We start from the raw sequence: 12,591 nt of genomic DNA, 5'->3' as shown, positions 1-12,591 counted from the left end.
TTATAGTCGGCAAATATAATGATTTTCAATAGAATTAAGAATAATTAACTTATCATTTTTAATTTTTCTCCCGGCAAAGTCAAAGTGGCTGCAAGGAAAGTATTTGCAGGGGAATATCAAAAACAAAGGCTGCACTGAACATAAAGACCGCCTTTATGTTACCGAAACTCTTTAAATATCAGTCAATCAATACAACAAAAATGCACCGCACAAACCCTGACCGCAGTATTTTTTCTGCAAAAAGATAAGAAACCTCAAACCAATCCTTCTTTTATTACTTTAATAATCAGCTCATTGGTAGAATTTACTCCGGCTTTTTTGAGAATACTTTTGCGGTGAGAACGAACGGTGTGGATGCTGATAAAACAGCTTTCTGCAATTTCATCAGTGCTGAATCCTTCACAAAGTTTCTTTACGATTTCTCTTTCTCTGTTTGAAAAAAGCTCCAATGTTTTTCTAGCTGCAGACTCATCAATTCTAATATTGATAAAAGATGGTTCTCCTTCCAAACCAATGAATGAAAGTCTTGGTTCTCCCGAGTCTTTGAGATGCGAAATTTCAGTATGGATGCCAAATGATTTTGAAACCTCTCCTCTTTCTGAAAAATTAAAAGGTACTACCTGATGAAGAATTCGGATGTAATTTCCATTTGCATTTTTGATTCGAAAATCTTGGCTTGCCTTATATTTATTTAGTTTTTCAACAGGAAGCGAACCAAAAAACTCGCTTACTTTTTTCTCAAACCCTACAAAATACGGCAAATCTTCCGGATGCAATGCCTCAAAAAAAGCCGGAACTGTGAACGCATTGGGTTCAATTCCCAAGATATCCTTTATCGAATCATCCACATAATCAAAACTACCTTTTCCCAGATCAAAAATGTAGTAATAATAAGGACCAACGTGAAATACAGCATTCAGTTTTCTAGAAATATCCCCCACTGAAATGCTTTCGGGGTGCGCTGCTCCTCTGGAAACGTTCTTCCAGATTTCCAATGCCTGATGATAATACGGCAAAAACTCCATGACCAATTAAATTTTTTCTAAATATAATTGATTTATTTTTAATATTCAGAAAATGATGTTTCGCTTGATAATAAAGAGTCGGACGATTTCAAAATACTTTTCGAAAAAATCAGCTGTTGGGATTCAGTACCAAACCACTTAAAAAAAATCAAATCGTCATTGAGAAAATTCTGGTCTCCGGTTGATTTCTGATCAGTCTCAAGTCAAATGCCATCGCAACGTTTCGGGTAAAAGCACGGCCTTTTTCAGTTATTTGAATGGAATGATCCGAAATCTCCACCAATCCGTCCTCCTTCATTTCCTGGAGATGACGTTTCACGTTTTCTATTTCAGGGAACACGGTTTCTAGGTCCCAGAAAGTTTCCAATTGACACATGATATTCAGGATATGCTTTCGGATGATCAAATCTTCTTGATTCAAGATGTGACCTTTTACTACGGGAAGAATTCCGTCATTGACCAATTTCTCGTATTGCTCTACCGATTTTTCATTTTGTGCAAAAGCATACCAAGAATCGGAAATTGCGCTCATTCCCAAACCAACCATCAGTTGGGTCTTACTTGAAGAATAACCCATGAAATTTCGGTGGATTTTTCCGTTTACAAGAGATTGATAAAGGTCGTCGTGCTCCAATGAAAAATGGTCCATTCCTACTTCCAGATAACCAAGTTCCTCCAGAAGTCGCTTTCCGTTTTCGTAGAGTTTTCGTTTTTCTTCACCACTCGGCAAATCGTTTTCATCAAATCCCCTTTGTCCGTTTCCTTTAATCCACGGAACGTGTGCATAAGAATAGAAGGCAATACGGTCTGGTTTCAGTTCCATGGTTTTTCTTATCGTGTTTTCAGCTTTCTCCCAGTTGTGGAAAGGGAGTCCGAAAATCAAATCGTGTGAAACACTGGTATAGCCTATTTCCCGTGCCCAATCCGTTACTTTTTTCACATTTTCAAAAGGTTGGATTCTATTGATCGCCTTCTGAACTTGCGGATCATAATCCTGAACTCCGAAACTCACTCTTCGGAATCCCAAATCATACAAAACCTGAAGGTGCATTTTCGAAGTATTGTTCGGATGTCCCTCAAATGAAAATTCGTGGTCTTCGGCGATTTCAGCTTTTTCGAAAAGTCTCTCAAGCAGCATTTTCAGATTCAATGGCGAGAAAAAAGTTGGAGTTCCACCACCCAAATGAAGTTCCTTGATCTTCGGCTTTTTACCATTGAACAATTCCAGATAAAGATCCCATTCCTTCAAAACGGTTTCCAGATAAGGAGTTTCCACATCGTGGCGTTTGGTGATTCTTTTGTGGCATGCGCAAAAAGTACAGAGCTGCTCACAAAACGGAAGGTGCATATAGATTGAAATCCCCTCAGAATCATTGGTCTCGTTGAATGAACGAATCACCGATTCTTTCCATTTTTCGGTTGAAAAAGTTTCTTGATCCCAAAATGGAACGGTTGGATAGGAGGTATAGCGCGGTCCGGGAATATTGTATTTATCGATTAAAGAATTCATGAGATTGGTGCAGGTTGCAATTGGTGCAAGTTGCAGGGTGCAAAAATAGGGAATTTATTTCTCGTTAAAAGGTGATAAAAATTGGTTTTGTCAATATGAATTTGTGAGTTTCGCTTTCACAATCCGATCTTTCCCCGCAAAAACCAAGGTATTCTGATCAATCCATTCGCAAACAAAGAGCCCTTTTTCCTCGGAAATCGTCTTCCAGGTTTTTCCGTAATCACTGGAAAACTCGATGTTTTGGTCGCCTACTGCGATGATGTCTTTGCCTTTTGATTTCGGGCGGATTTTTACGCAGGTTTTGTAGCCGCCGTTTTTTCCGGATGCCTGGATTTGCCAGGTTACGCCGCCGTCATTGGTGGTCGCGATATTGTCGATGTTTGCGGATTGATTGGTGTAATCACCACCCACTGCAATTCCGAATTTTTTATCATAAAAATCGATGGAGTAAATTCCCTGAGAGGAAGTTCCCTGTATGAAGGGGGTGTTATAAACCTCCCAAATCGTTGGGTTTTTCCAGTTGAATTTGAATATTCTCGCTTTGGATCCGCCGGTTGCGATCCAAACCCAGCCTCCTGTCATTGCAATATTGGAATTGCTTGCCGCGAAATGAGCTTCTCCAGTGAAATACTTAGGCAAAACCAGTTTCTTATTGACCATGTATTCTCTACCAGTATATAGCAAGAAAATTGGTGACCCCATCTTGTTTGGATCACTAATGGCAAATCCTCTGTCTCCTTTATCAAACTTAAATGCATCAAAGAAATATTTGTTTTCATGCTGTACTGGGACGAGTCTACTATGGATTTCTAAAGTTCTTTTGTTAATGGTAAATTGATGCGGAAGTGAATCAATATCTATCATGCTGAATTCCTTTGAACTTTGCGCCAAAGTTCTGAATTGCAATTTCTTGTCAGAAAGAACCAGTTGTTTTTTATCTACAGAATCCTTCAAACTCACATACCCAAACTTGGCATCAGTTCCGGAATACCAAACTTTTTCATTGTAAATCTGGAGTGCACGAATGCTGATTCTGTCTTTTAGTAAGGTTTGAAAGTCCAGTTTTTGAGCGTTTCCCAAATTCAAAGAAAAGAGAAAAACAGTAAAAATAAAATTTTTCATTCAGAATACTTTCTTCAAAAATAAAAAATTCCCGCCGAAAATGGGCGGGAAGGTTAAGTTTATAATAATGCTTATTTCCTGTTCTTGAAAAAGTAATATCCGTAGAAGAAGATATGCAGCACAATCATCACTTCGGAAAAAACCACCAAGCCACCGTCGTCAATCTTATCAGCAATTGCCGCCTGATGATGGAAGTAGGTCAGAAATATCAAAATCAAAGTTAGCGCTCCACCACAGATCGCGGAGATTCTGTAGTTTTTTGGATCATTTGTGGTATTGTTTGTTTTACCCAGGAATGAGTTCTTGATTCCTCTCCACAAATAAACATCAAGTCCGATCATCATCCAGATTACCAAACGGATCCAAGTATCAAAAGGCAGGAATGCCATCATTCCGAAACAGGTAAGTACACCCAAAATCGGAATCAAGGGAACCAGAGGGGTTTTAAAGGCTCTAGGTGCATCGGGTTGCGTTTTCCTCATTACGATCACTCCGATACATACGAGGATAAATGCGAATAAAGTCCCGATAGAGGTCATCTCGCCCACTACTCTTCCCGGAATAAATGCCGCAAATAAACTCACGAAAACGAGGAAGAAAATGTTGGATTTGAATGGGGTCCGAAACTTTTTATGAACCTCACTGAAAACTTTAGGCAGCAAACCATCGTGGCTCATCGAATAGAAAACACGGCTTTGTCCCATCAACATTACTAAAATTACTGAGGCATAACCCAAAAGAATTGCAACGATAATAGAAGTGTTTAACCAAGGATACTCAGGAACTATGGTTCCGTTTACCACCGTTCCCATCGCCTCAATCGCAATTGCGACCGGTGCTAAATGGTCTGAACCACCTCCTGCTGTAAATTCTTTGTAATGAACAACCCCCACCATTACGTATGCAAAAGCAATATAGAGCACCGTACAGATTAAAAGTGAACCCATGATTCCGATCGGCATGGCTTTTTTAGGATTTTTTGTTTCCTGTGCAGCGGTAGAAACCGCATCAAAACCGATATAGGCAAAGAAAACCACCGCCGCGGCTCGAATAATTCCCGACCAACCATATTCACCAAACTTGCCCGTATTTTCAGGAATAAGTGGCGTTAAGTTTTCAGGTTTTACATATTTATAACCCACTACTATGAAAAGAATCACAATCGAAACTTTTAAGATCACAATACCAATATTTACCCAGGCAGATTCGCTGGTTCCTTTAATCAAAATCAAAGACATCACCACCACGATGAAAACTGCCGGAAGATTGATAAGCCCGGCTTCTCCAGCTGCACCCACATCAAATGGGGTCATCAAAAGCCGCTCCGGAAGATTGACTCCGAAACTGCTAAATAGTTTTCCGAGATATCCCGACCAACTTGAAGCCACTGTAGCGGCTCCCACCGCATATTCCAAAACCAAATCCCAACCGATGATCCATGCTATAAACTCTCCCATTGTGGCATAGGAATAAGTGTATGCGCTACCTGCAACCGGAATCATGGATGCGAATTCCGCATAACACAATCCCGCAAAAGCACATCCTAAAGCTGCGATAATAAATGAAATCATAATTCCGGGACCCGCATAATTTGCGGCAGCAATTCCCGTGATTGAAAATAATCCCGCTCCAATGATGGCTCCGATTCCAAGCGCGACCAATGCACCAGAAGTCAGCGTCTTTTTTAGTCCTTTTTCAGATTCTTCCGCTTCTGCGAGAAGTTGGTTCAAAGGTTTCGTTCTCCAAAGATTCGACATGTTTTTTTTATTTTAAGATTTCCAAAAATATAAAATTTTGGCAATGATTAACTATTTAAACATAAAATTCTTTTTTTAATAAACAAAGATTGATACGCATTTCGCTGATTTTCATGCAAAGTAAAAATCATTTTTTTTTAATGATCTCCCCCATTTTCAATCGGCAATGGATCGATTCCTGTATTTTTAACCTAAATTTTATTATCTTTAAACCATGGTTCTAAACGATATTTTTCAGTCTGATCTGCAAAAGGAGATTTCAAACGCCGGTTACATAAAAAAATTCCGGGCAGGCGACATCATTGTGGACATGGATTCCTACATTAAGAATATTCCGGTGGTAATTTCGGGAAGCATCAAAGTGATCAGAACCGAGGAAGACGGCCGGGAAATCCTGCTCTACTATCTGACTTCCGGAGAAAGTTGCATCGTTTCGATTCTGGCCGGAATGAAAAACGAAACTTCAAAAATCAAGGCAATCGTGGAAGAAGATGCAGAAATCATGATGATTCCCGCCGATAAAGCCAAAGACTGGGTGAAAAAATATCCTGAATGGACCGATTTCATCTTTAACCTTTATCAAAAACGTTTCGAGGAACTTTTGGATATCGTCAATTCCGTGGCATTTCAAAAAGTGGATACCCGTCTTCTACAACTGATCCGCCAGAAAACGCAACTTTATCAATCCAGGGAAATCTCGGTCACCCATCAGCAATTGGCAGATGAGCTCGGAATCACTCGGGAAGCAACAAGTCGGGTTTTGAAACAAATGGAAAAAGATGGACTGCTACAACTTTCCAGAAATAAAATTCGGCTTCTGTGATGTTGGTTACGGTATAGGTTTTTCGGCAGATGTAATTTTGCGGTATAATATTTCTAAAAACACCCAGAAATTATGTTAGACACCATTAAAAATCTTTTCGGATTGCAGAATACCGATTACGCTGAACTCGTTAAAAGCGGGGCAATTATCTTGGATGTTCGTTCCAAGGGAGAATTCGCTTCCGGACACATCAAAAACTCCATCAACATTCCGGTTGACCAGCTTCAAAATAATTTGTCCCGACTCAAGGACAAAAACACATGCATTATTACTTGCTGCGCTTCGGGAATGAGGAGTTCCTCCGCACAAAATATCCTGAAAAAAGCTGGCTACACAAACGTTCACAATGGAGGTGGTTGGATGAGTCTCAACAATAAAATCTAAAAAAAATGGAACCACACTTTTATAACGTCGATATCCACTGGAAAAATGACCGAAAAGGCGAAATGTCTTCACCTGAACTTACCGAGAAATTAGACGTGGCAACACCGCCGCAATTCCCGAAAGGAGTGGAAAACATCTGGTCACCGGAACATCTTTTCACTTCCGCAGTGGCAAGTTGTTTGATGACCACATTTCTAGCGATTGCAGAAAATTCAAGATTGGAATTCACAGATTTTGAATGTAAATCTTCAGGAAAACTGGAGCAGGTAGAAGGAAAATTCCTAATGACGGAAATTATCCTGGAGCCGACTGTAACCATCAGTAATCCCGATGATCAGGAAAAAGCAGAAAGAGTGCTGCATAAATCCGAAGCAGCATGCCTGATCTCCAATTCCATAAAATCAAAGGTCTCCCTGATTCCAAAGATCAGGATTTCATAAACCAACATTAGTCACTTTTCATCCATTGGTTTAATTTTGAAAGTCTGTCTCCATTTCGGGAGCAGACTTTCTTTGATGAAAAAGTGCACATTAGTCAACCTCATGCTTCTTCGCGGGAAATCTCAAATCAAAGAATTATCTTTGAAACCATGAATTTCCAAGACCTTTTCCTAAGACCATATGAGTCTTACTCTGCTTTTCAAATTTTTCTAGAAGCAGTCGCTACTTTTTTCGGAATTGCGAGTGTTTATTTTTCCATTAAGAAAAATATTTGGGTTTACCCGACAGGAATAGTTTCAACCGCACTTTACGTTTACATTCTGTTTAATTTCGGGCTTCTTGGTGACATGATGATTAACTTTTATTACACCGTGATGAGCGTTTACGGCTGGATTTTGTGGGCAAGAAGTTCCGAAGACCACATCCACGTGGAAGTTTCTTGGGCGAAAACCAAGGACTGGCTGATTGCGGGAATTTTGCTCGTGGTGAGTTTAGTTCTGGTCACAGTGGTTTATTACTACAAACCACTGATCGACAATCATTTTTCCATGGAGCATGTCAATCTCGGGCTCTATCATTTGGATTGGGCAAACTGGCTGGATATTTTGACTACTTCTATTTTTCTGGTTGGAATGTGGTTGATGGCGAAAAGGAAAATCGAAAACTGGATTTTCTGGATTATCGGCGACATTATTTGCATCCCGATGATGATTTACAAAGGATTAGGCATTACATCGGTTCAGTATTTGGTTTTCACTATAATGGCTTTCATAGGCTATTTTGAATGGAAAAAGAATCTAAAAACCAATTGATTCCTGCACATTTTGTGATTAATTTAACTTTGACCCACCCGAAGTTTTTGCCTTAATTGACTAACTTTGCAAACCCAATCAAATAGCGGGTTTACCGTACTTTCTTATGCAGAATACCATTGAATTTTTTAAATACCAAGGAACCGGGAATGATTTCGTGATGATTGACAATCGTGACCTACAGTTTCCAAAAGATAAGTCAATCATTGAAAAACTGTGTGACCGGCGTTTTGGAATCGGCGCTGACGGACTGATTTTACTTGAAAACGATGACGAGACAGACTTCAAAATGGTCTATTACAATTCCGATGGAAATGAGAGCACCATGTGCGGAAACGGCGGACGGTGCATTGTAGCATTTGCCTATTTTCTGGATATCTTCGAGGAAAAAACCACATTCCAGGCAATAGATGGTTTGCATGAAGCTGAAATCGTAAACGGGATCGTGAAACTGAAAATGAGTGACGTGAACACCATAAAAAACAAGGATGAAAACTTCGAGTTAAACACTGGTTCTCCGCACTTTGTGAAGTTTGTGAATGAGGTTGAAAACTATTCAGTCTATAAAAATGGTAACGAAATCAGAAATTCTGCGACTTATAAGGACGAGGGAATCAATGTGAATTTCGTGGAACAGATTTCAGAGGATGAAATCTTCGTGAGAACTTATGAAAGAGGAGTGGAAGATGAAACCTTCAGCTGCGGAACCGGAGCCACGGCTTCTGCCCTGGTTTTCTTAAAAGGTAAAAACAAGGTGGAAGTGCGTGTGAAAGTTTTAGGGGGAAATCTGAAAGTTTACGCTGAACAGGATGGAGATTCCTTTAGAAATATTTGGTTAGAAGGTCCCGCGAAACAAGTTTTCAAAGGAAAAATAGATTTGTAAAGTTATTTGTCGATTATTCGTCAGTGATCGTTTAAATATGAGAAAGGGTTGTTCACTTTTTGCGGTTATCATGTTAATTATTCTGCTGTTGGGCGGATTTTTTGGCTTTAAATATTACCTGAAATACTTCGGTAACAACGTGGCAAAAGAAGGGTATATCCTGATTCCACATTCCGCAAACTTCAATTCTATTTTGGATTCCATTTCGCCCTATATCAAGAACCGAGAAAACTTCGTGGAAGTGGCTAAAAGCAAGAAACTCAATGAGTTTTTCAATGCAGGACGATACCGGATCAAATCCGGAACCAGCAACACGGACCTGGTCAACATGATCAAAGCAGGAAACCAGACCGAAGACACCTTCAGAATCGGCGACTTCTACACGGTTTATCAGATGTTGGGAAAAGTGACCAAAAAAACCGAACTGGATTCCCTGAAATTCGCCAAAGACCTTAATCAGATTGCCTCTGAAAAAGGGCTCTCTACTGCTGAAGACTTAAAAAAATATTTCTTCATCGATACCTATAATTTTTTCTGGACGGTTACGCCCAAAGAATTTTTCAAAAAATTCGAAAAGGAATACGACGGCTTTTGGAATGAAGATCGGATTGCAAAAGAAAAAGCATCCGGTTTTACCCGTGACCAGATATACGCTTTAGCCTCCTTGGTTTACAAAGAAACCGGCGGAAAACCTGATGAGATGAAAACGGTGGCCGGACTTTACATCAACCGTTTCAGAAAAGGGATGAAATTGCAGAGTGATCCAACGGTAATTTATGCCGTGGCTAAAGCAAACAATTTCAAAGGTGCACCAATTAGAAGGGTTTTCTACAAACATTTGAAAGTCCCATCACCTTATAATACCTATGCAAACGCAGGAATTCCACCAGGACCGATTTGTGTGGTCGATAAAAATTCGGTCGATGCCGTCTTAAACGCAGAAAAAAATGACTACATCTATATGTGCGCAAATCCGGCTAAATTAGGTTTTCACAAATTCACGGCAGATGCCGCCGAACATGCCATTAACGCAAAAGAATACCAAGATTGGCTCAATGCCAGAAACATTAAATAATTCATGTAGGACCAATCTTCACATTTTTTTGAAAATCCAAAATTTAATGGGTGAAAAATAAATCTATTTATCTAATATTCAAAATTTTAACAATAAAATTATCACTTTAACATTTTTTAGACCACCATTTATTTTAACATTCATCAAAAAAAATCATCAAAGATTTATAAACTAAAAATATGAACGAACGTATTGAGATTTCTTCAATAATAATGAAGAGGACTTTAGGATTAACACTTGTATTGGGAGCGGCAAGTTTCGCCTTCGCACAGCAGAAGGTAAATGTATCCGGAAAAATTGTTGATCAGCAAAATCAGGCAGTTCCCTATGCTTCAGTGACTTTTGGAAACAAAGCCAACAAACAACTGAGCGATGCCACATTGACCGATGAAAAGGGAAGTTATGAAATTGCTCTAGTTCCCGGAAATTATGACGTCACCATCGAGGCGATCGGTTATAAAAAAATGACGAATAACAGACAGATTTCCAATGCCGGAAATTTGGGCAGCTTCAAAGTGGAGGCCGAAAGTTCTGGTCCGCTCACTAAGACACAAGACATTCAGGGTGTAACAATCGTGGCGACCACAAAACCTGTAAAAGTGGAAATCGATAAAAAAACCTACGACGTGAAAAGCGATTTAACCGCGATCGGAGGAAACCTGCAGGATGTGCTCCAAAATGTGCCGTCAGTTTCTGTAGATCCGGACGGAACCGTTTCCATGCGTGGAAGTTCGAATGTGAAGTTTTTGGTGAACGGAAAACCTTCCGCATTACTTGGACTTGATGATGGCGCAAACGCTTTGCAATCCATTCCTGCGGATCAAATCGACCGGATTGAGGTCATTACCAATCCTTCCGCAAAATTTGAAGCGTCTGGAACTGCGGGAATCTTGAACATCATTTTGAAGAAAACCACCAAAATGGGCTTTAACGGAAGCGTGGTGGGAACTTTGGGTTATCTGCCCAGAACTTCGCTCAACACGAATTTAAGCTGGAAAAAAGGAAACCTCACCTGGTTCTTAAACGGTGGCGGCGGTTACACGGAAAGCAAGGGAAAAAACTGGACCAATACCAGGTTTACTAATCCTGACAGTGATGGAAATATAGCAAAATACCAAATCAGCGAAAGTAAAAACATCAGCAGAAATTACAACGCCACTGCAGGATTAGTTTACGATATCAATAATAAAACATCGATGAATGTTTCCGGAACCATCAGAACTTCTGATGGAGAAAATCACCAACCGCTCAATTACACTTATTTTCCTGCAACCGGAGCAACTTATTACGGTTTGCGGAGTTCAGACGGGAACAGTTCCAACACTGGAATTCAGGGGGATTTCGGATTTGACAGGAAATTAGATGACAAGGGACAGAACATTTCCCTTTCATTAAGTCTGCAAAGAAACCAATCCCAGGGAAATTCACTGATATCACAATCTACTAAAGATGTTTTTGAACTTTCAAATATCACCGACCAAAATACTTTAAATAAATCCATCGTCGGGAAAATTGACTATGAACTTCCTATTGGCGAAAATTCAATGTTTAATGCAGGTTACAAAATTGACAACAATAACAACGATTACCAATATGCGGTTCAGCAAAAAAATGCGGGAGACCTGGATTATCACTTTCTTCCAAGATATACCAACACCACCAACTATTCTGAAGTAGTCAATGCGGTTTATGCCCAGTTTAAAAGCAAAATCGGTGATTTCGGTTATCAGCTTGGTTTAAGGGATGAATACTCCAATATCAACATTGACTATAAAAATCAAACCGGTTTTGATGATAAGGTCACCAAAAAGAACTATAATGGAATTTTTCCGAGCGTTTTTCTAAGTTATAATTTCGCCAAAGACAATCAGTTATTACTCAATTATTCGCGAAGAATCAATCGACCAAGATCATGGTTCCTGGTTCCATTCATGTCTTATAGTGACAACCAGAATATTTTCAGTGGAAATTCTGACTTGAACCCGTCTTATGTTGATTCATTTGAATTGGGATATAATTTTTCAAAAAAGAAGTTTTCGTTCAATCCGGTTATTTATTTTCGAAACGAAACTGATGATGTGAAAATGACATTAAGTTATGTGAATGACCCTTACCTCAATAAATATGTTTTCCTGACCCAGCCGCAAAACCTGGGAATTGACCAGAGAATAGGATTTGATTTGAACTATACTTATGATCCGTTTTCCTGGTGGAGAATCATGGGGGAATTTGATGTCTATCGATACAAGACCACCGGAGATTACTTCTATGATTCACCAGATCCGCAAAATCCTGCCAATATGATTACCAGTCATGTATCATATGACGGGACAGGAACTTCAACCAGAATCAGAATGTCAAATACCTTCAAGTTTAGTAAGACATTCAGTGTGCAACTGATGGGAAATTACCGCGGAGCACAGGTTGAAGGTGCGAATAATTCAAAAGAAATGTATTTTGTGAATTTGGGGGCTACCAAAACCATCTGGAAAGGAGACGGAACCATTGCCTTCAACATTCAGGATATTTTTGACACCAGATCGAGGAACGTGATTCAAACAGGAAACGGATTTACACGGGAATCCTTTATGCAATGGTCACCAAGACAGTTCTCTCTTTCCCTCACCTACCGTTTCAAACAGGGTGAAAAAGTGGATCAGCCGAAAAGGAAAAAAGATATCAACTCCAACGACCAAGGTGGAGAGGATCAAGGTCCACCCATGTAATTTGAATTCTGAAATTAGAATTAAGAACAAAAAA

11 protein-coding genes are annotated in these 12,591 nt (G+C 39.6%); 7 read left to right on the top strand and 4 right to left on the bottom strand.

Features of this window, described 5'->3' with window-relative positions:
• Nucleotides 1-254 precede the first annotated feature (254 nt).
• The 4 genes from L0951_RS06885 to L0951_RS06870 form a co-directional block, all read right to left on the bottom strand.
• Nucleotides 255-1,025, bottom strand: a complete 771-nt coding sequence (locus L0951_RS06885) for a LuxR C-terminal-related transcriptional regulator (protein WP_234110493.1) — start codon at nt 1,023-1,025, stop codon at nt 255-257.
• Between the two features lie 148 nt (nt 1,026-1,173).
• Nucleotides 1,174-2,535 (bottom strand): oxygen-independent coproporphyrinogen III oxidase, encoded by a 1,362-nt coding sequence (gene hemN / locus L0951_RS06880; RefSeq protein WP_234110492.1) that lies wholly within the window; start codon nt 2,533-2,535, stop codon nt 1,174-1,176.
• Nucleotides 2,536-2,625: 90 nt separating this feature from the next.
• Nucleotides 2,626-3,657 carry a WD40/YVTN/BNR-like repeat-containing protein gene (locus L0951_RS06875; RefSeq protein ID WP_234110491.1) on the bottom strand — a complete coding sequence of 344 codons (1,032 nt, stop codon included), beginning with the start codon at nt 3,655-3,657 and terminating at the stop codon, nt 2,626-2,628.
• Between the two features lie 71 nt (nt 3,658-3,728).
• Nucleotides 3,729-5,414: an amino acid permease gene (locus tag L0951_RS06870; RefSeq protein ID WP_234110490.1), complete on the bottom strand. Its 1,686-nt coding sequence runs from the start codon at nt 5,412-5,414 to the stop codon at nt 3,729-3,731.
• A gap of 214 nt (nt 5,415-5,628) precedes the next feature.
• On the opposite strand from L0951_RS06870, the gene L0951_RS06865 reads away from it, so the two are divergent.
• The 7 genes from L0951_RS06865 (at nt 5,629) to L0951_RS06835 (ending at nt 12,557) form a co-directional block, all read left to right on the top strand.
• Nucleotides 5,629-6,237 (top strand): Crp/Fnr family transcriptional regulator, encoded by a 609-nt coding sequence (locus L0951_RS06865; RefSeq protein WP_234110489.1) that lies wholly within the window; start codon nt 5,629-5,631, stop codon nt 6,235-6,237.
• Between the two features lie 72 nt (nt 6,238-6,309).
• Nucleotides 6,310-6,621: a rhodanese-like domain-containing protein gene (locus tag L0951_RS06860; protein ID WP_234110488.1), complete on the top strand. Its 312-nt coding sequence runs from the start codon at nt 6,310-6,312 to the stop codon at nt 6,619-6,621.
• A gap of 5 nt (nt 6,622-6,626) precedes the next feature.
• Nucleotides 6,627-7,061 (top strand): OsmC family protein, encoded by a 435-nt coding sequence (locus L0951_RS06855; RefSeq protein ID WP_234110487.1) that lies wholly within the window; start codon nt 6,627-6,629, stop codon nt 7,059-7,061.
• A 149-nt stretch (nt 7,062-7,210) separates the two neighbouring features.
• Nucleotides 7,211-7,873, top strand: coding sequence for a nicotinamide riboside transporter PnuC (pnuC, locus tag L0951_RS06850; protein WP_234110486.1), 663 nt, complete (start codon nt 7,211-7,213; stop codon nt 7,871-7,873).
• 106 nt (nt 7,874-7,979) lie between these two features.
• Entirely contained in the window at nt 7,980-8,756 is a 777-nt protein-coding gene (gene dapF / locus L0951_RS06845) for a diaminopimelate epimerase (protein WP_234110485.1), read from the top strand.
• Nucleotides 8,757-8,793: 37 nt separating this feature from the next.
• Nucleotides 8,794-9,831, top strand: coding sequence for an endolytic transglycosylase MltG (mltG, locus tag L0951_RS06840; RefSeq protein WP_234110484.1), 1,038 nt, complete (start codon nt 8,794-8,796; stop codon nt 9,829-9,831).
• A 179-nt stretch (nt 9,832-10,010) separates the two neighbouring features.
• Entirely contained in the window at nt 10,011-12,557 is a 2,547-nt protein-coding gene (locus L0951_RS06835; RefSeq protein ID WP_234110483.1) for a TonB-dependent receptor domain-containing protein, read from the top strand.
• Nucleotides 12,558-12,591 lie beyond the last annotated feature (34 nt).

The sequence above is a fragment of the Chryseobacterium sp. R2A-55 genome, assembly GCF_021401085.1.
GTDB lineage: Bacteria > Bacteroidota > Bacteroidia > Flavobacteriales > Weeksellaceae > Kaistella.
The sequence above is the reverse complement of the archived record's forward strand: the minus strand, read 5'-3'. Positions and strand labels throughout refer to the sequence as shown.

Bases quoted from the DNA above. Each gene is read 5' to 3' on its own strand.
- L0951_RS06835 (WP_234110483.1), top strand. From the start codon at position 10,011: ATGAACGAACGTATTGAGATTTCTTCAATAATAATGAAGAGGACTTTA.
- L0951_RS06875 (WP_234110491.1), bottom strand. From the start codon at position 3,657: ATGAAAAATTTTATTTTTACTGTTTTTCTCTTTTCTTTGAATTTGGGA.
- L0951_RS06855 (WP_234110487.1), top strand. From the start codon at position 6,627: ATGGAACCACACTTTTATAACGTCGATATCCACTGGAAAAATGACCGA.
- dapF (WP_234110485.1), top strand. From the start codon at position 7,980: ATGCAGAATACCATTGAATTTTTTAAATACCAAGGAACCGGGAATGAT.
- L0951_RS06860 (WP_234110488.1), top strand. From the start codon at position 6,310: ATGTTAGACACCATTAAAAATCTTTTCGGATTGCAGAATACCGATTAC.
- L0951_RS06870 (WP_234110490.1), bottom strand. From the start codon at position 5,414: ATGTCGAATCTTTGGAGAACGAAACCTTTGAACCAACTTCTCGCAGAA.
- L0951_RS06885 (WP_234110493.1), bottom strand. From the start codon at position 1,025: ATGGAGTTTTTGCCGTATTATCATCAGGCATTGGAAATCTGGAAGAAC.
- mltG (WP_234110484.1), top strand. From the start codon at position 8,794: ATGAGAAAGGGTTGTTCACTTTTTGCGGTTATCATGTTAATTATTCTG.
- pnuC (WP_234110486.1), top strand. From the start codon at position 7,211: ATGAATTTCCAAGACCTTTTCCTAAGACCATATGAGTCTTACTCTGCT.
- hemN (WP_234110492.1), bottom strand. From the start codon at position 2,535: ATGAATTCTTTAATCGATAAATACAATATTCCCGGACCGCGCTATACC.
- L0951_RS06865 (WP_234110489.1), top strand. From the start codon at position 5,629: ATGGTTCTAAACGATATTTTTCAGTCTGATCTGCAAAAGGAGATTTCA.